The sequence below is a fragment of the Rhodococcus sp. IEGM 1406 genome, from assembly GCF_030056745.1.
Lineage (GTDB): Bacteria > Actinomycetota > Actinomycetes > Mycobacteriales > Mycobacteriaceae > Rhodococcus_F > Rhodococcus_F erythropolis.
In genome coordinates this window covers 214662-236481 of sequence record NZ_JASHKO010000006.1, presented here as the reverse complement: position 1 = coordinate 236481, position 21820 = coordinate 214662, and the positions used below count along the sequence as shown (strand labels likewise).

The window sequence follows — 21820 nt, the reverse complement described above, 5'->3', positions numbered from 1 at the left end:
CGTCGATCACCAGGAGAAATGAATGATCTTCGAACTGCGTCCAGCACATGTTGCACGCGCCCTTGCCACACTGTGTGCCCTTCCGATTCTGTGGACCTTCGCAGTCGAGGGAATCACCACGACAACGGAATACGACTACAGCACGGGCGAAGTATCCTCATCGAGCGACCTGGGCTCTCAGATCGGAAGCGTAGCGATCTGGATCGTCCTCGCGATCGCATGTGCCGCCGGTGCATGGCATCTGGAGAAACAGCGCATCGGTTGGCCGCCGGCGGCACACGAGCAGCTGGTCAAACTGCAGCTGGCATCACCCAACCGAGAAGAGTAAAGGTCCCTATCGCTTCCGATCGCCGGCGCGGAGAAGATTACTGGGAACCGTATGGCCCACTATCTCTTCTGCAACGGCAGCGGCACGAATGCTCGCATCCAGGTCGATACCTGTCGCAACGCCCATGTCTTCGAGCATGTAGACCAGTTCCTCAGTCGCGATATTGCCACTGGCACCAGGAGCAAACGGGCAACCGCCCAGGCCACCGGTGGACGCATCCAGGTTTCGAACTCCGTGCTGCACAGCCGCCAACGCACTGGCAAGACCAGCGCCACGCGTGTTGTGGAAGTGCACACCCAAGCCGAAGTCACCCACTCTTTCGCCGACAGCGTCGATCAACCGTCCGACGCGTCCCGGTGTGGCAGTGCCGATGGTATCCGCGATCGAGAACTGATCAGCGCCGAACTCTTTGGCCTGCTCCGCAATCCGCAGAACACGGTCCGGATCGGTTGGACCGTCGAACGGACAGTCCCAGGCTGTGGCCACGATGACCTCCACCCGTCCACCAGCCTCGTGGACGATCCGGACGACCTCTCCGATACGTTCGGTCGCTTGCTCCGTCGTCGACCGAGTATTGGCCTCGCTGTGGCTATTCGATGCCGACACCACATATTCGACGGTTTTCATTCCTGCAGCAACGGCCCGTTTCGCTCCACCGATTCCGGCGACCAATGCCGAGAACTCGATGCCTGGCCACTGGTGCAACTCTGCGGCCAACAACTCCGCGTCGGCCAGTGCCGGCACCGCACGCGGTGACACGAACGACGTCGCCTCGATGCGCGAAACACCTGTCGCAGCCAGAGCTTCGACAAGACGAAGTTTCTCCGCCAGCGAGACCGGGTCTTCGATCTGCAACCCATCCCGTGGCCCGACTTCACGAATGCTGACCGCGGGAACACCTGCTTCAGGTACCGACACGTCAGATCACGCCCTTCTTCTTCAGTTCTGTCTGCTCGTCGCCCGAGAGTCCGAGGAGCCCACCCCAGACCGAAGCGTTGTCGTACCCCGGCGACGCTGCTCCCGCGTTGCGAACGGATCCGGGTGTCTCACTGAATGTAGGCACGACGCCCAGGCCGAGGACGTTTTCCCCGATCCGCTCGTCGTAGTGGTCGACGAGCATCCCCCGTTCGATCAGCTGCGGATCCTTGACCACATCTTCAACCGTATTGATCGGCCCGGCAACAACTCCCACTTCGGTGAGGCGTTCCACGAGACTGGTGGGATCTTGGAGCGCAACCCAGGCGCTGATCAATTCGTCGAGCTCATCCTGATGTTTGCCACGCGCAACATGATTGGAGAATCGGTCGTCTTGCGCTAGTTCCGGTCGACCCATGATGGTGCACAGACGCACGAAGAGCGTGTCCTGATTGGCCGCGATCACCACCCAGTTTCCTTCAGAGGTCTGGTAGATGTTGGACGGTGCGATACCCTCCAACCTCGTTCCCGAGGGCTGCCGGATGATCCCGCCCCGATCGTAGTCCGGGATCGTGGATTCCTGCACCGCCAGACAGGATTCTGTGAGGGCAACGTCGACCACCTGACCACGGCCGGTCCGCTCTCGCGAGAGCAACGCCGCCAGCACTCCCTGAACGGCGAACATCCCACCGAGAGAATCTCCGAGTGAAAGGGCAATACGCGGGGGTGCCTGCCCTGGATAACCGTTCAGATGCCGAAATCCGCTGACTGCTTCGGCAACCGAGGCGTAGCCGGCGCTCTTGGCTTGCGGTCCGCTCTGCCCGTAGCCGGATACCCTGGCCAACACCAACTTCGGATTGCGCGCGCTCAGCACGTCGAATCCCAGACCCCACTTCTCGAGGGTGCCCGGCCGGAAGTTCTCGACCACCACGTCGGCATGTTCGATCAGATTCAGAAACAGGTCGCGGCCCGCGTCGACGCGAAGGTCCAACGTCACACACCGCTTGTTGCGGGCGTGAACCGTCCAGAAGAATCGATGACCGTCCTGCTCTGCCTGACCCCAGGTACGAAGCGGGTCTGGACGGTCCGGTGATTCGATCTTGATCACGTCGGCTCCCATGTCGCCGAGCAATTTCCCGGCGAAGGGCCCGGCGATCAAGGTTCCGAGTTCAATCACCCGATATCCGTCCAGGGGCCCGGTGGGCGCACCTTCCGACACAGCTGCCTCCTCTGGGAACTTTTCTCCCTTTGAAGGCTACGTCACCACCCGGTATCGCAACATCATGTCGTGGTCTTCGTGATCGAGCATGTGGCAGTGCCAGACGTACCCCTGCAAGTCCCCCATGCCAGCTTCTCCGTGCGCCGAGTGATCTGCCATGGAACCTCTCGCGAAAGTTGCATCCGGATCGAAGCCCAACTCGTCGGCCGTCGGAAAGCGCACGATCACGCGGGTGATCGAGTTGGCATCCACGATGACCGTGTCCTTCTCCCCCGTTTCCCACACTTCGGGAGGCCGCAGCGAAGAGGTCACGAATTCCTCCGCCGACGGCGTCCACCGGACCCCCAAGTCAGGCACCGGATACCGCTGCATCAGTGCTGCAGTGTCGAGGCTCTGGCGTCCCACAACGCGGAACGCCACCAGGTGCAGATGAATCGGATGTGGTTCCGTGGTGATGTTGATCAGATTCCATTGCTCGACGGCCCCCTGACGTGGCAGTTCGATATCCGAATCGGTGAACCTCAAATTGTTGAGCGACATAGTGATCGACGGGTAATCCGAGGGACGCGACAGCTGCATGATCGTGAGATTTCGCACCACATCCGGGGACGCCGGTTCGGCGGCAACGGAATTCAGCTGCTGCGGGATCGAGCCGGTGAATCCCTTTGCGCTGCCCACGTCGAACCGACAGAACACCGGCATCACCTGCGTGCCGCGTTGAGCCACCGCAAGGGGTACCGGTTCGTCGTTGCGAAATTCCACCGTCGTGCCCGGCTCGAGCATACTGAAGTCGACCAGCAGATCAGCGCGTTCACCCGGACTCAACCGGACGTGATCCGTCGGCGCCGGAGCGGCCAGTAAACCGCCTTCGGACCCGATCACCCAGAACCGCATACGATTTGCGAAATGCAGATTCCACACCGAATAGGTTGCGGCGTTGAGCAGTCGCAATCGATACAGGCCGCGGGCAACCTCCACTTTCGGCCACACGACGCCATTCACCACGCCAACGTCACCGGGGGTCGCCGGATCCCATGAACCTTGCGGAGTGAGCCACGTGGAACGGACACTCTGCTGACCGTCGGAAGTGAATACCTTGTCCTGCAGAATCATCGGGAGTTCGAACTCACCGGTCGGCAGGCCGAGAGAATTCCCGGCGGCGCCCGTGTCAACGTCGTCACGGAGAAAATACATCCCGACCAATCCGGCGTAGACGTTGAGGCGCGTCATTCCCATGGCGTGATCGTGGTACCAGAGATTGCCGGCGGCACGACCATTCGTGTATTCGTGGACCAAACCTTCGCCCGGACGCTGGATCAACTCCGGATGTCCGTCGAACTGTGGTGCAGTAACTCCTCCGTGCAGGTGAAGCGAGGTGGGGACCTGTGTGCGGTCGAGGTCGCTGACGCCGTGCAGACCCGGATCGACATCCGCGGCAAGCGGATACGCAGAAATGTCATTGGCATATCGGACTGTGACGAGCTGATCGACGTGAGCTTCGATGGTGGGGCCCAGATAATCCATTCCGCCGTAACCCAGCGACGGCGACGACGGTAGGTCCGGGTGGAAACGGTGCATCGACGAAGCCGCGCGAAGCTCCAGGTTTCCACCCGAAATGCCCGGCAGGACAGGAAGGGTCTCCCGAAACGGTTCCAGCCGGGGTGACGGAAGTTGGAATGGGCGTAGCGGATCGATGTCAGGGGGTCGAGCTGTCGCTGATCCAGCGGACAATGCACTCAGGCCGGCCAGCAAGCCAAGCCCTTGAACAAACGATCGTCGACGGATCTTGTGTGACTCGTCCACTCACGGCCCCCTCACGCTGACGGCATCCGGAGCGGGTTACCCGTGTGCTCGCACGGTCAAACACCGACCACCTTCTCCAACCAAGGTTTGAGAATGGGTAGAACATGAGCCGGTTGCATTGCCTGCGTGTGATCCAGACCGTCGAGTACCTCGATATCCCACCCTGCTGACCGAGCGGCGTCGAGATCGAGATCGGCCGGCGCGACCCGTACCCCACCCCATCGGTCACCGTATTCGATGACGTCTCGCGAACCGACGAAACACATTCGCGGACAAAGGATGCGCCCTTGAATCGTTCGATCGTCGAATTCACCAAGTGCGCGGTACAGCGTCACGAACTGCCGGGTCTGCGCTCCGGTCAACGCAATGTCGATGGAGTTCCAATCGAACTCGTCTGATGATGCCGTGGGCTGCGATGTGCGCTGGGGCGGTTCACTCGTCATGCGGTGTGTAGCTTCGGTAACCTGGAGCATCGCCTTGTACAGCCCATCCACCGGCGGGAAACCACCCATGACCAGTGCGGTCAGACGATCGGTGCGCAGCGCCAACTGCAATCCGCACAGAGCCAGCCAGGAGTATCCGTAGTAGGCGAACTGGTCGATCCCAGCCGAATTCGCCACAGCCAGAATGTCGGACGTGATGTTGTCGGGAGTGAGCGTGTCCGGAGCGGGCGACGCCATCCGGTGCCCTTCGTAGTCGAAGGCAACCACAGTGAAGTTCGACGCCAACCCTTCCATGAACGTTCGACCGAGCGAGGGGTCAACGCCCCAGGCGCGCAGTTCGTCAGCCTTGATGCCGGTAGCCGAAATCGGATTCACGGGCATCAGCACGGCGGGGCCATGTCCGAGAACCTCGACATCGATAGTTGTCCCGTCGTGAAGTCTTGCCTCAACCATGCCCACTCCCAAATCTTTACACTGTAAAGTAATTAAGAATAGCGCGACTCCACGAAAGCGACAAGATGAACAAACAGGCAGGCCGACGCAATATCGCACGCACGATTTCACTTCTGTGGCGTCAACCCGAGACGCCTTCCGGCCGCCGAGGACCGAAGCCCGCGCTGTCCACGGACTCAGTCGTTGACGCCGCGATCGAAGTCGCCGACGCCAACCCCACGACACCGTTGTCGATGCGCATGATCGGCGACCACCTCGGCCGCACTGCGATGTCTCTGTACACCTACATACCGGGAAAGGACGAACTACTGGACCTGATGTACGACCGGGTGCATGCCGAGCTACCGCCGATCGCAGACACGGGCGACTGGCGCATGGCACTGTCCGACTGGGCCGCCGCACTCTTCGCCCTACATACACGCCATCCGTGGACATTGGATGTCTCGTTGGCGCGCCCCGTCCTGGGTCCGCACGAGCAGGCAGGACTCGAATCACTCCTGTCCATTCTCTACTCCACGGGTCTCGATGCTCCGATCATCCGCAGATCGGTGAGCATGATTTTCCATTTCATCCGGGGGTCCGCGCGGACCCTAGCTGAGATCCGGAGCGCCTCGACCATCGGAGATTCCGAATCTCATTGGTGGGCAGAGTCTTCTGCTGCACTGGCCGATGCTGCACCGGATTTCGCGGACGACTTCCCCCACACGATGCAGTTGGGTCGGGAGGCCCCACCGGTACCGGGCGGCGACTTCTATCTCGAACGAGAAACCGAAGAGTCATTTACTCAGGGCCTACAGATCCTCCTTGACGGGATCGAATCGAGGATTCGAAAACACTCTTGACTCGAACGCATGTTCGAGTATTCTTGTGTGTAGGGGATCGGGGGATTCAATGAGTGTCTTGTTGTCGGATGTGGTGTCTGGTTCTGCGGTGGGGTTGCGCGGACGTCTGTGGCAGTTGTCTGCTTCTGAGTTGCGTGCTGCTGCTATTGAGGCGAGTGCGGAGATTCTTCGTCTCGAGGCTGTTCGTGTGGCAGTGGTCGACGAACTCTCGATGCGTCCCGATGATCAGGTGATTGCCGGCCGCGGTGTCGGTGCCTGGTTGGCGGCCAACACGATGCTGCAGGTTCGGGACGGGAAGAAGATCGCCGACCTGGGTGCGGCGCTGCGGCCTTTTCCGGCGGTGGCGGCCCGGTTCGATGGCGGGGACTGCTCCTTCGATCATGCCGTGTTGATCGTGGCGTTCTGCGAATCACCACCGAAGGGCATGCCGGACGCCGCGTTGCCTCGCTGTATCGATTTGTTGTTGGCTGCCGCGTCGGGCGTGGAGGCCACGACCACGAAAGTACGGAACGTCATCGCGACCTTGGAGCAAGTGTTCGAATCCGATGAGATTCCGCCCGCCGAAGATACCGATCGGAACGAGCTCCGGATCGCGTCGACGTTGAATGGTCGGGTGGTGGTGCGCGGGGATTTCGACGCTCTCACCGGCGAAATGTTGTTGTCGGCGTTGTCGAATCTGACGATGCCCACCCCGGCACCGGATGGAACCCCGGATTCTCGGTCTGCGGCGAAACGCACGGCGGACGGGTTCACCGAACTGATCCGCCGTTACCTCGACTGCGCCAAAACCGGTGTCGATGGTGGTCAGCGTCCGCACGTGAACGTGCACATCAACGCCCGTGATCTCGCGGAGCACCGTGACTGCGCCGCAACACCCGCTGCTCCTGATGGTGGAGCGGCTGTGTCGGATCTCGATGTCGGGCACATGCCCTGGCTCGGACCACTGTCGGTATCGCAGACCAGACTCCTCGGGTGCGACTGTTTCCTCTCGACCGTGCTGCTCGACGATCACGGCGCGCCGCTCGATGCGAAACCCGGGAAACGGTTGGTCACCGCGGAGCAGCGAGTGGCGTTGATCGCCCGGGACAAGGGTTGCGCCTTCCCCGGCTGCACATGCGTGCCCGCCTGGACGGATGCGCACCATATCCGGCACTGGGCCAACGGTGGCCCGACGGTGATGAACAACCTTGTCCTGCTGTGCCGTTCGCATCATCGATTGATGCACCGAAAAACCGGATTCGTCGGGAAATGGGAAATCCGAATAGGCACCGACAACAAACCCTGGTTCATCCCACCACCCTCGATCGACCCCGGCCAGCACCCACGGCCCGCGAACACCACCTTCAAAACCTGAGGTAGTACTCCTCGGGCACAACAGAACACGGGCCAGCACCGCATCGAGCAGATCTCGATGCGGTGCCGAAAGCCGTGAATTCCGTCAGACCGCCTGCGGAACTTTGGTGGTGCGTGGGAATCGCTCCCGAATCTCCGCTGGCGTGACAACTCTCGGGTCGAGGGGTTGCTCGTCACGCAGGTGGCGCTCCAACACCTTGCCAGTCATCGGCGCGATGACCTTCAGAGCAGTGGTCATGTTCTTCGGTGAACTGCCGACCCGGACCGCAGTTCGCACCGCGGGCGCAATTGCCCTGTCCAACAAAGCGGGTTGATCGAAGCCGCCCATGGTTCGCATCCAGCCCGGCAATGTTGCGATAGTGGCCGGCGCGACCAATCGGCTGAACGTCGCGAACTTCGTCTTCCCCTGCGCCCTTGGCGTTCTCAACAAGTAGTGCATCGCCCGGTTGGCACGCTCGGAGGTACACAATCTGGGCCTGACTTCAGCGAAGTACTCCCGTACCTCATCTCGCGAGCGCGGAACGTCGGACGCTTTGCATGTCTGCAGTTCGGCGGCGATCACGCATTCTTCCCAGTACCGCTGCTCTTCGACGGCGGAGAGTGGGCCCGGCCCGTACATCTCGTAGCACTTGAGCACCGAATGCCAACCGGTCACGTGGATCCACAGTTGTGACGCCGGATTGTTTGCACTGTAACGAGTTCCGGTGATCGGTTCGATACCCGTGGCCTGAGCGTGAACCGTCATGAGATGGTCGGACAACGCCAGTGCCGTCCGCCCGTCGGCAGTGGCGACGGTCAGGAAGTACGCCAAGGTTCGGTCGAGTCGCCCGGCGGGATCGCTGTAGATCCCGCTCATATCTGCCACCGCGGCAGCAAGGAAGGGGTCGAAGTGCTCGAGCACCACTGACCGCTGGAAACCGATCAATGCTGTCGGAGCCGCCCAGATCTTCCAACTGGGTGATCCTGGGCCGAAGAAGCCGTAATCCTCACGCGGTCGATTCATCGTCAGTTCAGACATTTCATTCCTCCCCGTTCGTTGACCCTGCACCGTTCATTTCGTAGGCACCAGACAAGGCGACTACTTGCTGCCAGACGTACTCGAATCGCTCGGCCGCGAATTTGGGGCGCCGAATAGATGCGAGAGCCAACCGCTGCTGATCTTCACTGGCGCTGGGTTTTCCGTACAACTCCACCGCTGCAGCACTGAAGTCGCGGACCAGGACGTCGAAGATCTGATCCAGCACCCCATCGCTCCGCTGCCCCTCGTCCAATCCCAAGATCTCGGCTTGTTCGAGGATTAACTGGCCGTAGACGACGAGGGTGAAGAGTTCGGTGATCGCCAGGCCGAAGTCCAAGTCGACCTGCTGCGCCGCATCCGGTGCAGCTTCGGCAAGGAGGGTCACGAGAGCTTCGGCCTGCTCCACGAACAGTGCGACGTTGGGAACATCCGCAAACTTCGCGTACACCGCTCGCCAGTCGTCGAATCGAACCTTGGACAACCCCCGTGCCGGGCCCTGACGGAACAGGAACTCGTCGTCGGCTGCGTCGTTACGCGTCGGAATCGCCGGAAATGACTCGGGGGCAAAGAGGTACGCCGGCATGAACTTGGCGATCAGGGCGAGATTGACGGCGACGGTCCCCTCGAGCTTGGGCAGCCCGTCGACATCCATCTTGGCCACCGCGAGGTAGCTGTCCTTCTCGAAGCCCTTTGCCGCAGCGATGTCGGAGAGCAGTCCGATCACCTTCTGTGCCTCGGTTGTCACCTTCATCTTGGTGACGGGATTGAACAAGAGGTAGCGGCGGTCCTCGGGCGATGCGGTGCGGAAGTAGTCCACCGCACGATCCGAGAAGAGCCTCATCGCCAGCAGGCGCGCGTACGCGTCGACGAATTCACGTCGTACGTGTGGGAACGCCGTGACGGGATTGCCAAACAGGATTCGATTGTGCGCGTGGGTAATCGTCTCGTACAAGGCATGAGTCGACATTCCGATTCCGCCGAAGCACAGGTTGAATTTTCCGATGTTCACGGTGTTGAGTGCGGCACTGAATGCTGCCTCGCCGGTATGCAGGATATCCTCTGCCGCAACGGGATAGTCGACGAGTGAGAACTCCGCTACGTACATCTGGGCCGGAACGATGTTCTTCACCACGGTAAATGCCGGATGGTCCGAGTCGGCGTAGAAAAAGACGTACTGATCGGCGCCCTCCACTCCGTCGACGCGACCGAAGACAGAGACCGTGTTGGCGCAGTTGCCATTTCCGATGTAGTACTTCGAACCGCTGGCCAGGTACCCGCCGCTGCCGTTCGACGTCAAGACCATGTCGGTGGAGTAGACGTCGGCGCCGTGCTCTTTCTCGGACAATCCGAATGCCGCAACGCCTCCGGAAACCAAAGCGGAAGCTGCTCGCGCCCTTGCAGTCTCGTTGTCGCTCTGCCACACCGGCCCGAGGCCGAGAATGGTCACCTGCCACGGGTACCAGTAGTTGAGTCCGTAGAAACCGAGGATCTCGGACAGCGCGGCGATACGGCTGGTATCCCAGCGCTTGTCGGAGTCACCGCCGCTGTCGCGGGCGGGGGTCAGGAAAGTCGCGAACAGGCCTTCCTTTGCCGCGAAGTCGAGGAAGTCGGAGTAAAAGGTCTTGTCGTGATAGTCGGCCAGAAGTCGATTCTTTCCACGCGCCTCGAACCAGTCGACGGTCGCGCCCAGCAGTCTCCGCGTGGTCGCGTCGAATTCCGGCCGATCGTAAGTGGAGGGATGGAGCAACAGATCATTCGGCACTAAAGAGGTCGACGCTGTCATCGCGGTTGTTCTCCTAGAGATCTCGGCAGAGGCGCCTCACTGACCGCCTCTTCGAATACAACGCCACCGTAACAATTGATGACGACGAATACAACGGTTGCGTATGATTCACGAAGAATTGGCAGGCAGATTAGGGTGGGAGCGGAGGTGAGGCACACGATGACCAGGTCACAAGCTGACGCAACGGATACACCGCGACGCAAATACGCCCCTCGCATGGCGCCCGAGCAACGACGCGAACAGCTGCTCGACGCAGCATTCGAGGTCACCGGCCGCGTAGGTCTGCACAACCTCAGCATGGAATCCGTCGCTGCCGAAGCCGGCGTCGGCAAGCCCGTCCTCTACACGATTTTCGATACCAGGACCGATCTCGTCGCCGCACTCCTGCGCCGCGAGCACGAGCGAGCCATCACTCAGGTGCTCGAAACCATGCCGACGGATCTGAGCGAACTCGGCCCAGCGGCGTCATACACCGGAACCGTTGGCGCCTTCGTCGACGCCGTACTGGAGAACCCGACGCGCTGGCGCCTGATTCTGACGTCTGTCGAGAACGCCCCCAGCGAGTATCACGGCTTGCTGAAGCTCTCTCGCGGAGCTGTCTTCGCCCGCGCCGAAGAACTGGCGCGTGCCGGGATTGCCCTCGAACCGAAGCTCGAAGGCCTTGATCCGGTTCTCCTCGCACACACCATGATGTCGTTTGCCGAAATGCTCGGACGACTGGCCGTCAGCGACCCCGAAACCTATACCCGAGAAAGACTTTCCAGTTTTGCCGTTGCGCTCGCTCAGTCGGTCGGGCGTTAGCAGACCACTGAAACCTGTCGGTCGGATCTGCTTCAATACACGCATGACATCACCATCGATCGAACCGCTACAGCTTTTCGAAACGTCTCCGGGCAACTGGTCACTGATGCTCACCGACCAGCATTTCGGCAAGGTAGCAGCGGTATTCGAGCAGGTAGAGGGTTTCGAAGGCTCCGGCTACGACTGGGCGTCGGTGGCCCATGCGGTGGTGGGTCGCGACGCTCCCCATCTGGACGGCCGCTTCGGCACCGATCCCGAGGCCGGCATGTTTGTTGCGTACGGCGGCGACAACGAAGCTCTTGGTGAACTCGGAGTGCTTCTCGCCAAAGCGTATTCGGATGCCGAGTACCTCGGCGGCCTGGTCGCCATTTCCGAACTCGACTAGAGCTCCTACTGAAACGACACCGGCCCCACACCTAGGTGCGGGGCCGGTACCGAACAAAAGATCTAGCCGACCAACAGCTCGGCAATCTGAATCGTGTTGAGAGCGGCGCCCTTACGGAGGTTGTCCCCCGAAACGAAGAGCGCGAGTCCGCGTCCCTCCGGGACACCCGGATCCTGACGGATACGACCGACCAGCGACGCGTTGCCACCGGCAGCGGCCAGCGGCGTCGGAACCTCGACCAACTCCACTCCGGGAGCGTCGGCGAGGATTTCCTTCGCACGAGCGACCGAGAGCGGGTTCGCGAACTCTGCGTTGATCGCGAGCGAGTGTCCGGTCACGACGGGAACGCGCACGCAGGTGCCCGAAACCAGCAGATCAGGAAGTCCGAGGATCTTGCGGCTCTCGTTACGGAGCTTCTGATCCTCGTCGGTCTCGCCGCTTCCGTCGTCGACCAGCGAACCTGCCAGCGGCAGGACGTTGAACGCGATGGGGGCGACGTAGTTGTTCGGGGCCGGGAAGTCGACGGCGCTGCCGTCGTGAACCAGCTTCTCGGCGTCACCGACAACGGCGCGCACCTGGCCGAGGAGTTCCTCGACGCCGGCGATGCCGCTACCGGACACAGCCTGGTAGCTGGAGACGATCAGACGCTGCAGACCGGCTTCGTCGTGCAGAACCTTCAGCACCGGCATCGCTGCCATGGTGGTGCAGTTGGGGTTCGCGATGATGCCCTTGACCAGGTTCTTCGTGTCCTGCGGGTTGACCTCGCTGACCACGAGGGGAACCTCGGGATCCTTGCGCCATGCGGAAGAGTTGTCGACAACCGCCGCACCGGCCGCGGCAAAGCGCGGGGCCTGCACACGAGACAGCGTCGCACCGGCGGAGAAGAGGGCGATGTCGATGCCCTTCAGATCCTCGTCGGACGTTGCTTCGGCATCCTCGACAACGATCTCTTCGCCGCGGAACGTCAGCTTCTTACCGGCGGAGCGTGCCGATGCAAAGAACCGCACCTTGTCCGCGGGGAAGTTACGTTCTTCGAGCAGAGTGCGCATGACGATGCCGACCTGACCGGTCGCACCGACAACAGCGATTGTTGTCATCAGAAATTACCGTCCTGTTCCTGCGTGTACTACAGCTTCTTCGTCGCCGCCGAGACCGAAAGCGGCGTGGATAACGCGCACGGCGTCGTCGAGTTCGGTGTCCTTGACCAGCACGGAGATGCGAATCTCGGAGGTCGAGATGAGATCGATGTTGATGTCGGCCTTGGCCAGGGCCTCACAGAACGTGGCCGTGACGCCCGGGTGGCTCCGCATTCCGGCACCGACCAGGGAAACCTTGCCGATGTGGTCGTCGAACAAGATCTGCGTGAAGCCGATGTCTTCCTGACGCTTGGTCAGGATCTCGACGGCGCGGGGGCCGTCGGCGGTCGGCAGCGTGAAGGTGATGTCCGTCTTGTTGGTCTCCACCTTGGAGATGTTCTGCAGCACCATGTCGATGTTGATCTCGGCATCGGAGACAGCGCGGAACACCTTGGCAGCATGTCCCGGTGTGTCCGGCAATCCGACAACGGTGATCTTGGCTTCGCCGCGATCGTGCGCGACTCCGGTGATCAGGGCCTCTTCCACAGGAATGTCCTCCATCGATCCGGACACGATTGTTCCGGGCTTGGTGGTGTATGACGAACGGACGTGCACGGGCACGTTGTAACGACGGGCGTACTCGACGCACCGGAGCATGAGCACCTTGGCACCACACGCTGCGAGTTCGAGCATTTCCTCGAAGGAAACCGTCTCGAGGCGGTGAGCGTCGGGGACGATGCGCGGGTCGGCGGAGAAAACGCCGTCGACGTCGGTGTAGATCTCGCACACGTCGGCGTTGAGCGCAGCTGCCAACGCAACGGCGGTGGTGTCGGAGCCACCGCGTCCGAGCGTCGTGATGTCCTTGCTGTCCTGGCTGACGCCTTGGAATCCAGCGACCAGAACGATCGAGCCTTCGTCGAGGGCGGTACGAACACGGCCCGGCGTGACGTCGATGATCTTGGCGTTTCCGTGGCTGCCGGTCGTGATGACTCCGGCTTGTGAGCCCGAGAACGAACGAGCTTCGGCGCCGAGGGAGTGAATTGCCATCGCTACCAAGGAGTTGGAGATGCGCTCACCCGAGGTCAGCAGCATGTCCATTTCACGGGCCGGCGGGGAAGGGCACACCTGCTGAGCCAGGTCGAGCAGCTCATCGGTGGTATCGCCCATCGCTGACACCACGACGACGACATCATTGCCGGCCTTCTTGGTCTCGACGATCCGTTCAGCGACTCGTCGGATGCGCTCGGCGGTTGCCACCGAGGATCCGCCGTACTTCTGGACGACGAGAGCCACGCGTTTCTACCTCCAGGTCGAAATTGTTTACAGATACCAGAGGTCGAGCTTACCGAGGTGGTCCTGGGACTTCCCGATGCGTACTGCTGTTCGCCTCAGATCCGCGCGGGATCAGTTGCGAGATCCGCGCTCGCATCAACGTCGCAGAACGCGAACCACCGGCAACGTAACCGACCACCGCGACGGCAACTCCGCAGGCGAGAAGCACGCGGATACTGCTGACCAGGGAAACTGCCAGCGCGTCGTACACCGCCACAGCCGCCTCGGACGACGGTATGTCTGAATTCTGTAAATAGACCCGGCGCACGACGGCCAGCGCCACCAGCAGGGCGATCATCGCCACCGCCGTCGCCAGCCCGACCAGGGACAGCGCGCGCATGCGCCCCGGTGCAACTACGACGGCCGCAATCGCGCAGGCCACCGACGCCCACGGCAACCAGGTCGCTGCTCGGTCGAGAGTGTTCGAGAAATCCTGGGCCCGCACCAACTCGTCGGATTGCAGGATCTCGAACTGCGGATCGAGCGCCGGGAGGCGATCGATCACGGTGAATCCGCGATCGCGCAGGTTCGTCCTCAGTTCCGTCATGACCGGTTCGAGGGAGACGGTGACCGTTCCGCTGTCGTCGGCCCGAACTATGCCGTCGGCGGCTCGGCCGGTCACCATCGCGGCAAGTTGCGCGTGCGCTCGACGGTTGGCCGCGGTCCAGAGCGTCGCAAACTGGTCGCTCGAGACCAACGACTGAGCGGCCTCACGAACAAGTCTCTCGGCCTGTCTCGTCACCACCTGCGGAAACTCGTCCAACCGCTGCGTCAATTCCTCGGTCAGCCGATCAACGACCGCCGATTGGACAGCGGGGTCGGCAGCCAGCGGGGCAACGGACTCGACATAGCTGTCGGTGTCGTTCACCTGGGTGTGGACGAACAGCGCGAGCACCGAGCCGGCAAAACCGAGACCAGCGAGAACGATCAGCAGTGAACAGACGATCCAGCGGATCGAGCGCATCACGTGTGCTTGGCGCGCGCCGGTCGAATCTTCGCGGTGATGTGGTGAATGCGGTGATCGTCAGCGGGTATCCGGAAGGTCTCGGTAACCCGAACGGTCATCAGGTTGCGCCCGAACAACCCGGCGTCAAGGAGGTAGTCAGCCGTCAGGTCGTCCCCGTCGACCGTCCACTCCACCTCACGAATGTCGCGGATCACGCGATACTGAGGACCTCCGGAAAGGCTGCGCCGCAAATGATTCCCCGAAAATCCGGTCTTCAACCCGACCTCGTGACGTACCGCGTCCGGAGCCAGCGGTACGGAACTGCCATCGTGACTACGGAGCGCGTCGAGGTACGTGCTCGCCACGGCGATTCGGGGATCCATGGACGACAGTCCACCATTTTCGAGGCCGAAACGGCAGCACAATTCGGCGACAAATTGGACATGAGGGCGAACCCCACCGATTTCTCGCGAAATCCAGGAGTAGAGTGCTGTGCATGCAGCGCGCACTCCTTCTTGGTTGCCGCGACGGGGTCTGATCCAGACTGGCCTCCCGCCGCGGGGTTTTTGTGCGCCGGTCGACCAAGCCTTCCGGACTCATGGTCTTGACCAACAGGTCATCAGGCCAGGTCCACAATCCTGGAGATCACACCAATGTCCCCCGCTGACGCATTCACCACCGGCACTCGCACCATTACCCCGCCCACGAAGCCGGCACCTTCCGACCAGCCTGCGTGGAACACGCAGAAGAACTCGTCGATGCCGACGTTCCGCTACCGCCCGTTCGCCGAAGAGGTCGAGACGGTCACGCTGCCCGACCGCACCTGGCCGGACAAGATCATCGACCGAGCACCCCAGTGGTGTGCCGTTGACCTGCGCGACGGCAACCAGGCGCTGATCGATCCGATGAGCCCGGCGCGCAAGCGTCGCATGTTCGATCTCCTGGTCCGTATGGGCTACAAGGAGATCGAGGTCGGATTCCCGTCCGCGAGCCAGACCGACTTCGACTTCGTTCGCGAGATCATCGAGGACGGCGCGATCCCGTCCGATGTCACCATCCAGGTGCTGACGCAGTCGCGTCCCGAACTGATCAAGCGCACATTCGAGGCGTGCGAAGGTGCCGAGAACGCAATCGTGCACTTCTACAACTCCACCTCGATCCTGCAGCGCCGCGTCGTGTTCCGCGCCGACAAGGACACGATCAAGAAGATCGCCACCGACGCCGCCGAACTGGTCCTGGCCGAGTCGAAGAAGTACCCGGACACCAACTGGCGCTGGGAATACTCGCCCGAGTCCTACACCGGCACCGAGCTCGAGTACGCCAAGGAAGTATGTGACGCCGTCACCGAAACCCTGGGTGCGACGCCTGCCAACCCGGTCATCCTGAACCTGCCCGCCACCGTCGAGATGGCGACACCCAACGTGTACGCCGACTCCATCGAGTGGATGGACCGCAACCTGGCCCGCCGCGATTCGGTCATCCTGTCGCTGCACCCCCACAACGACCGCGGCACCGGCGTCGCTGCAGCCGAGCTGGGCTACCAGGCCGGCGCAGACCGCATCGAAGGCTGCCTGTTCGGTAACGGTGAGCGCACCGGCAACGTCTGCCTGGTCACCCTCGCGCTGAACATGTTCACGCGCGGCGTCGACCCGCAGATCGATTTCTCGAACATCGACGAGATCCGTCGCACGGTCGAGTACTGCAACCAACTGCCCGTCCACGAGCGTCATCCGTACGGCGGCGACCTGGTCTACACCGCGTTCTCCGGCAGCCACCAGGACGCGATCAACAAGGGCCTCGACGCCATGAAGGTCGACGCCGACAACCAGGACTCGGACGTCGACGACATTCTCTGGCAGGTCCCCTACCTGCCGATCGACCCCAAGGACGTCGGCCGCAGCTACGAGGCCGTCATCCGCGTGAACTCGCAGTCCGGCAAGGGCGGCGTCGCGTACATCATGAAGGCCGATCACGGTCTGGTGCTGCCGCGTCGTCTGCAGGTCGAGTTCTCGCAGTCGGTCCAGAAGATCACCGACGGCGAAGGCGGCGAGGTCTCGCCGAAGGAAATGTGGGACGTCTTCCACGAGGAGTACCTCGCCCCCGTCACCCCGCTCGAGCGCATGAAGCAGAAGGTCACCGCCTCCGAGGAGGACGGCGGCACCGACGCCATCACCGCCATCGTCAAGGTGAACGGCAAGGAGCAGGAGATCTCGGGAACCGGTAACGGCCCGCTCGCTGCCTTCGTCGACGCGCTGGGAAGCATCAACTTCGACGTTCGTGTCCTCGACTACTCCGAGCACGCAATGTCCGCCGGCGACGACGCCCAAGCGGCGGCCTACGTCGAGTGCGCAGTGACTGGCCCGGACGGTCAGAGCACCGTCGTCTGGGGTGTGGGTATCGCCACGTCGATCACGACGGCGTCGCTGCGCGCCGTGGTTTCGGCAGTGAACCGCGCGAGCTGACACTCACGCAATACGAACCCGGCTCTTGAACAAACCCTGGTCTCACCTGATTTTCGGGTGAGACCAGGGTTGTTTTCACGGCACAGAAGTTCTTCGGTCCGTGTTTTCGCTTCGGCATGACATAGGTCCCGAAAGAGTCGCTTAGCGAAGTTAACAAACAGGATTCACCCATCGAGGATGATGCAGCCGACCCCGGCACGTGAGATAGTCACCTCAGACAAATCCGACTTGTGAAATGGGGCTCGACAATGGATTCCTTTTGGGACTTCCTCTGGCTGATCATCATCAGCTTCGCGTTCATCGCGTACCTGATCCTGCTCTTCTCGATCATCACCGACCTATTCCGCGATCACAAGACTTCCGGCTGGGTAAAGGCAATCTGGATCGTCTTCCTGTTCTTCATTCCGCTGCTCACCTCGCTCGTCTATCTGATCGTCCGAAGCGACGGAATGGCCCAGCGCTCCATGGAGGCTGCTCAGCAGGTCAAGAATGCACAGGACAGCTACATCCGTGAGGTTGCCGGAAAGTCCCCGGCCGAGTCCATCGCAGATGCAAAGGCACTTCTCGACGCCGGCACCATCAGCGAAGAAGAATTCGCAGCGCTGAAGGCCAAGGCCCTCGCCTGATTCAGGCCCTCACTAATCAGTGAGGATTGCACTACCGAAACGGGAGCGACACTAATCGTGTCGCTCCCGTTTCGTATTCATTCACCATCCGCCGTTCATTCACCGACCGCCCGGGCGACGTCGCGAAAAGCGTCGAGAACCACTCCGATAGCCGGGCTGCGGTCGATGTGTAATCGAGTTGCCAATTCATAAACGCGTGCAGCGCGCACGCCTGCCACCGGTTTCCTCGACACTCCAGGATGTGTGATCGCGTAACGCGGCATCAAAGCCACACCGTGGCCCGCCGCCACCAACTCTTCGATAACTCGGAAATCGTTTATCCGATGAGCGACTCGAGGTTGGACCCCGGTGACAGATGCAACGGACAACAGAACGTCGTCGACCGGAAACCCGCCGCGCACGCTGATCCAGTTCTCGTCGGCCAATTGTTCCAACCGGACCGAATCCTGCTCGGCGAGTGGATGATCAGGCCGCAGCACCAGATCAATCGGTTCACGCATCAGCGGTTGCACGCTGACCCGGGGAAACGAGGTCTCGGCGCCGCGTTCGTCACGGTGAGTGAGGATCACGTCGTGATCGGCCAACAGTCCAGGGACGGCCGACGCCGGTTTGTCGACGTCGTGGGCGTCGATGTCCACGTCCGAGTTCTTCAGCGCCGTCAGGACGCCGGGCAGCAGGAGAGCTGCTCCGGAGGGAAAGAACGCGACTCGCACCTTGCCGCGCGGCGAGCCTCGGTACGACGCCATCTCGTCCGCTGCCCGGTCGAGCGCCGCCACCACGTCGTCGGCGCGGAGCACCAGCGCTCGACCAGCGTCGGTGAGGCGCAGCGTGCGCCCGTCCGGTTCGAGGAGCGAGACCCCCGCCTCTCGGCCGAGGATCTTGAGTTGTTGCGAGACGGCGGACGGTGTCATCGAGAGAGCGAGAGCAGTAGCGCCGACGGTTCTTCGGTCGGCGAGCTCACGGAGGATCCGCAAGCGCGTGGCATCCATACGGTGACGAATATCCATGTAGCAAAACTACATGGATAGTGCATCTATATTCGCTTGTTCTGATGCTTCGTACGGCTCACGATTAACGTCATGACTCCCCGCGACCGTCTCCTCGGCCTGACCGTGATCGTCTTGTGGGGTCTGAACTTCCTGGCCATTCGCGTCGGCCTGGATCATTTCCCGCCGTTCTTCTTCGCGGCGCTGCGGTTCCTGATCATCGCGATTCCGGTGGTCATCTTCGTGCCGCGTCCGCAGGTACCGCTCCGTTGGTTGCTGCTCTACGGATTCGGTTTCGGATTCGGCCAGTTCGTCTTCCTCTTCTGGGCGATGCATTCGGGGATGCCGACGGGTCTCGCATCACTGGTCCTGCAGTCGTCCGCGCCGTTCACCGTCCTACTCGGCGCGTTCCTGCTCCGCGAGAAGCTCAGCGTCTGGCAGGTCTCCGGGATCGCCGTCGCCGTAGTCGGTATGTCGTTGATCGGCTGGGACCGTTCACACCACGCGGCACTGCTGCCAGTGATCCTCACGCTCCTCGGCGGCCTGTCCTGGGCGTTCGGCAATCTCGGCAGCCGCTTGGCCGCAGCGAACACCGTCGGCGAGCCCGCACCGATGCGCTTGATGCTGTGGATGTGCGTCATCCCGCCGTTGCCGATGCTCGCCCTGTCCGCGGTGGTCGAAGGCCCCACCGTCGGATGGCACGCACTTGGTACCGCGTTCAGCGCCGACGCCTGGCCGTCACTGGTCGGGCTGGCCTACATCATTCTGCTCGGCACCATCGCCGGATCCGGGCTCTGGACGATGCTCATGGGCCGCTATCCCGCCGGCATGGTGGCGCCGCTCTCCTTGCTGGTACCGGTAGTGGGAATCGGCGCGTCCTGGCTGTTCCTGCACGAGGATCCGAGCCCGTTGTCCCTGGTCGGGGCAGTCATCGTGATCGCCGGAGCGAGTGCCGCACAGATGAGGCGCAAGCCCGCGAACACTGTTTTCTCGGACACACCTGCAGCCTCACCACCGGCGCGACTCGGCGTCTGACGATGCCCTGTGCCAAACTCGGGCCGTGGGAACTGGACTATCGATCACAGTGCGCGGAAAGCTCGCCATGCGAGCTGCCGCAGCAGCATCTTGGGCATCGCAGAAGGCCGGTCGCGGCAAGGGTTCGATGATCGGCGGGTTGATCGCCCTCAAGATCGACCCGACGCTCATGACTCAGCTCGGACGCGGCAAGCGCACCGTCGTGGTCACGGGCACCAACGGCAAGTCGACGACCACGCGTATGACCGCCGCAGCGCTCGCGACACTCGGTGACGTCGCCACGCAGGCCGACGGCGCCAACATGGATGCCGGGATCGTGGCCGCTCTGGCCGCGCGTACGGACGCAACGCTGGCAGCACTCGAGGTCGACGAACTGCACGTCCCCCACGTAGCCGACGCCGTGAACCCGGAAGTGATCGTGCTGCTCAATCTCAGCCGCGATCAGCTCGACCGGGTCGGCGAGATCAACATGATCGAGCGGAAGCTCCGCGCGTGCGTCAATGCGCATCCGAACGCGGTGATCGTCGCCAACTGCGATGACGTACTGGTCACCTCCGTGGCGTACGACGCCGCCAACGTCGTGTGGGTTGCTGCCGGCGGCGGCTGGGCCGGCGATTCCGTCAGCTGCCCGCGCACCGGTGAACCCATCGTGTGGGAGGGAAAGCACTGGCGCAGTACCGGTTCCGACTTCGCGCGGCCCGAGCCGACCTGGTGGCTCGACGACGACAATCTCTACGGCCCCGACGGCCTGAAGATTCCGATGACGTTGACTCTCCCCGGAAAAGCCAACCGCGGTAACGCCGCTCAGGCCGTAGCTGCTGCGGCTGCTTTGGGCGCAGATCCGGTCGGGGCAGTTGCCGCCGCGTCGACGGTCCAGGAAGTCGCCGGCCGCTACAGCACCGTCGAGGTCGGACCGCACTCCGTTCACATGCTGCTCGCGAAGAATCCCGCCGGTTGGCAGGAAGCGCTGTCGATGATCGATCCCACGGTGGACGGCCTGGTCATCGCGGTGAACGGTCAGGTGCCGGACGGCGAGGACCTCTCCTGGCTGTGGGACGTGAAGTTCGAACACTTCGAAGGCGTAAAGGTAGTGGCCGCCGGCGAACGCGGAACCGATCTCGCCGTTCGCCTCACTTACGCAGGCGTCGAGCACACCCTCGATCCGGATCCGTTGCGCGCCATCGCTTCCTGCCCTCCCGGACGCGTGGAAGTACTGGCGAACTACACAGCCTTCCGTGATCTCAACACCGCCATCGCGAAGGAATCTCGCAATGTCTGACTCGACAATTCGCATCGGACTGGTTCTCCCCGACGTCATGGGCACCTACGGCGACGGCGGCAATGCCCTGATCCTGCGTCAGCGTCTGCGGATGCGCGGCTACGACGCCGAAATCGTGGACATCACCTTGAGCGATCCGGTCCCCGATTCGCTCGACGTGTACACATTGGGTGGCGCCGAGGATTCCGCTCAGCGACTCGCAACGCGCCATCTCGCGAAATACCCTGGCCTGCAACGCGCCGCCGAGCGCGGCGCACCTGTTCTGGCGATCTGCGCTGCCATTCAGGTGCTCGGCAACTGGTACGAAACCTCCAGCGGCGAACGCGTCGACGGTGTCTCGATGCTCGACGTCACGACCTCTCCGCAGGAGAAGCGTTCCATCGGCGAGGTCATCACGAAGCCCTTGATCGACGGGCTCACAGCACCTCTCTCAGGTTTCGAGAATCACCGCGGCGGAACAACTCTGGGTAGCTCAGCCTCTGGATTCGCACGTGTCACCCATGGTGTCGGAAACGGCGTCGGCGACGGATTCGAAGGCGTCGTACAGGGTTCGGTGATCGGGACGTACATGCACGGACCCGCCTTGGCCCGGAATCCGGAACTCGCGGACCTCCTTCTCATGCGGGCCTTGGGCGTCAACGAACTCGAACCCCTGCATCTGCCCGAGGTCGACAAGCTCCGCAAGGAGCGGCTCGCGATTCGCTGAGCCTGTCGTCCGTTCGGACGACTGTTGGT

21 protein-coding genes are annotated in these 21820 nt (G+C 62.2%); 10 read left to right on the top strand and 11 right to left on the bottom strand.

What is annotated here, in order from left to right:
* Positions 1 to 22: 22 nt before the first annotated feature.
* Positions 23 to 328 (top strand): hypothetical protein, encoded by a 306-nt coding sequence (locus tag QM596_RS26260; protein ID WP_020968237.1) that lies wholly within the window; start codon positions 23 to 25, stop codon positions 326 to 328.
* Positions 329 to 334: 6 nt separating this feature from the next.
* Here the strand turns inward: QM596_RS26260 and QM596_RS26255 are convergent, their stop codons facing one another.
* From QM596_RS26255 to QM596_RS26240, 4 genes are read right to left on the bottom strand one after another with little or no spacing between them, the layout of a single operon-like run.
* Positions 335 to 1246, bottom strand: a complete 912-nt coding sequence (locus QM596_RS26255; protein WP_020968236.1) for a hydroxymethylglutaryl-CoA lyase — start codon at positions 1244 to 1246, stop codon at positions 335 to 337.
* 1 nt (position 1247) lies between these two features.
* On the bottom strand, positions 1248 to 2462 hold the full coding sequence (locus tag QM596_RS26250; RefSeq protein ID WP_019746577.1) for a CaiB/BaiF CoA transferase family protein: 1215 nt from the start codon (positions 2460 to 2462) through the stop codon (positions 1248 to 1250).
* Between the two features lie 36 nt (positions 2463 to 2498).
* Positions 2499 to 4265 carry a multicopper oxidase family protein gene (locus tag QM596_RS26245; RefSeq protein WP_283310279.1) on the bottom strand — a complete coding sequence of 589 codons (1767 nt, stop codon included), beginning with the start codon at positions 4263 to 4265 and terminating at the stop codon, positions 2499 to 2501.
* A gap of 56 nt (positions 4266 to 4321) precedes the next feature.
* A complete protein-coding gene (locus QM596_RS26240; RefSeq protein WP_283310278.1) occupies positions 4322 to 5161 on the bottom strand; it encodes an alpha/beta fold hydrolase in 840 nt (279 codons plus the stop codon).
* Positions 5162 to 5226: 65 nt separating this feature from the next.
* Between QM596_RS26240 and QM596_RS26235 the strand changes: the two genes are divergently transcribed.
* Positions 5227 to 6003 carry a TetR/AcrR family transcriptional regulator gene (locus QM596_RS26235; protein ID WP_283310277.1) on the top strand — a complete coding sequence of 259 codons (777 nt, stop codon included), beginning with the start codon at positions 5227 to 5229 and terminating at the stop codon, positions 6001 to 6003.
* 49 nt (positions 6004 to 6052) lie between these two features.
* Positions 6053 to 7357, top strand: coding sequence for an HNH endonuclease signature motif containing protein (locus QM596_RS26230; RefSeq protein ID WP_283310276.1), 1305 nt, complete (start codon positions 6053 to 6055; stop codon positions 7355 to 7357).
* Positions 7358 to 7441: 84 nt separating this feature from the next.
* Here the strand turns inward: QM596_RS26230 and QM596_RS26225 are convergent, their stop codons facing one another.
* Together QM596_RS26225 and QM596_RS26220 are read right to left on the bottom strand one after the other, a co-directional pair.
* Complete coding sequence (locus QM596_RS26225; RefSeq protein WP_020968231.1) at positions 7442 to 8374, bottom strand: oxygenase MpaB family protein; 933 nt, start codon at positions 8372 to 8374, stop codon at positions 7442 to 7444.
* Between the two features lies 1 nt (position 8375).
* Entirely contained in the window at positions 8376 to 10157 is a 1782-nt protein-coding gene (locus QM596_RS26220; protein WP_283310275.1) for an acyl-CoA dehydrogenase family protein, read from the bottom strand.
* 159 nt (positions 10158 to 10316) lie between these two features.
* On the opposite strand from QM596_RS26220, the gene QM596_RS26215 reads away from it, so the two are divergent.
* Together QM596_RS26215 and QM596_RS26210 are read left to right on the top strand one after the other, a co-directional pair.
* A complete protein-coding gene (locus tag QM596_RS26215; protein ID WP_042950461.1) occupies positions 10317 to 10958 on the top strand; it encodes a TetR/AcrR family transcriptional regulator in 642 nt (213 codons plus the stop codon).
* A 43-nt stretch (positions 10959 to 11001) separates the two neighbouring features.
* On the top strand, positions 11002 to 11343 hold the full coding sequence (locus QM596_RS26210) for an Imm51 family immunity protein (protein ID WP_020968228.1): 342 nt from the start codon (positions 11002 to 11004) through the stop codon (positions 11341 to 11343).
* Positions 11344 to 11405: 62 nt separating this feature from the next.
* On the opposite strand, the gene QM596_RS26205 is transcribed toward QM596_RS26210, so the two are convergent.
* The 4 genes from QM596_RS26205 to QM596_RS26190 are packed head-to-tail and all read right to left on the bottom strand — an operon-like array spanning position 11406 to position 15080.
* The gene (locus QM596_RS26205) at positions 11406 to 12440 is read right to left on the bottom strand and encodes an aspartate-semialdehyde dehydrogenase (RefSeq protein WP_283310273.1); all 1035 of its coding nucleotides are present in this window, start codon (positions 12438 to 12440) and stop codon (positions 11406 to 11408) included.
* A gap of 6 nt (positions 12441 to 12446) precedes the next feature.
* Complete coding sequence (locus QM596_RS26200; RefSeq protein WP_019746567.1) at positions 12447 to 13712, bottom strand: aspartate kinase; 1266 nt, start codon at positions 13710 to 13712, stop codon at positions 12447 to 12449.
* A 49-nt stretch (positions 13713 to 13761) separates the two neighbouring features.
* Positions 13762 to 14715 carry a hypothetical protein gene (locus tag QM596_RS26195; protein WP_046377823.1) on the bottom strand — a complete coding sequence of 318 codons (954 nt, stop codon included), beginning with the start codon at positions 14713 to 14715 and terminating at the stop codon, positions 13762 to 13764.
* Positions 14715 to 15080, bottom strand: a complete 366-nt coding sequence (locus QM596_RS26190; protein ID WP_003943492.1) for a DUF8021 domain-containing protein — start codon at positions 15078 to 15080, stop codon at positions 14715 to 14717. The genes QM596_RS26195 and QM596_RS26190 overlap by 1 nt, the downstream gene beginning before the upstream one ends.
* A 270-nt stretch (positions 15081 to 15350) precedes the next feature.
* Here QM596_RS26190 and leuA point away from each other — a divergent pair, with 270 nt between their 5' ends.
* Both leuA and QM596_RS26180 read left to right on the top strand, forming a co-directional pair.
* A complete protein-coding gene (leuA, locus tag QM596_RS26185) occupies positions 15351 to 17159 on the top strand; it encodes a 2-isopropylmalate synthase (RefSeq protein WP_283310272.1) in 1809 nt (602 codons plus the stop codon).
* Between the two features lie 248 nt (positions 17160 to 17407).
* Positions 17408 to 17785: a PLDc N-terminal domain-containing protein gene (locus QM596_RS26180; RefSeq protein ID WP_020968226.1), complete on the top strand. Its 378-nt coding sequence runs from the start codon at positions 17408 to 17410 to the stop codon at positions 17783 to 17785.
* A 95-nt stretch (positions 17786 to 17880) separates the two neighbouring features.
* Here the strand turns inward: QM596_RS26180 and QM596_RS26175 are convergent, their stop codons facing one another.
* The gene (locus QM596_RS26175) at positions 17881 to 18774 is read right to left on the bottom strand and encodes a LysR family transcriptional regulator (protein ID WP_069147130.1); all 894 of its coding nucleotides are present in this window, start codon (positions 18772 to 18774) and stop codon (positions 17881 to 17883) included.
* Positions 18775 to 18864: 90 nt separating this feature from the next.
* Here QM596_RS26175 and QM596_RS26170 point away from each other — a divergent pair, with 90 nt between their 5' ends.
* From QM596_RS26170 to QM596_RS26160, 3 genes are read left to right on the top strand one after another with little or no spacing between them, the layout of a single operon-like run.
* Positions 18865 to 19806, top strand: a complete 942-nt coding sequence (locus QM596_RS26170; RefSeq protein WP_070385887.1) for an EamA family transporter — start codon at positions 18865 to 18867, stop codon at positions 19804 to 19806.
* 25 nt (positions 19807 to 19831) lie between these two features.
* Complete coding sequence (locus tag QM596_RS26165) at positions 19832 to 21085, top strand: MurT ligase domain-containing protein (protein WP_283310271.1); 1254 nt, start codon at positions 19832 to 19834, stop codon at positions 21083 to 21085.
* The gene (locus QM596_RS26160) at positions 21078 to 21791 is read left to right on the top strand and encodes a type 1 glutamine amidotransferase (protein ID WP_019746560.1); all 714 of its coding nucleotides are present in this window, start codon (positions 21078 to 21080) and stop codon (positions 21789 to 21791) included. Before QM596_RS26165 ends, QM596_RS26160 begins: the two co-directional genes overlap by 8 nt.
* Positions 21792 to 21820: the final 29 nt, after the last annotated feature.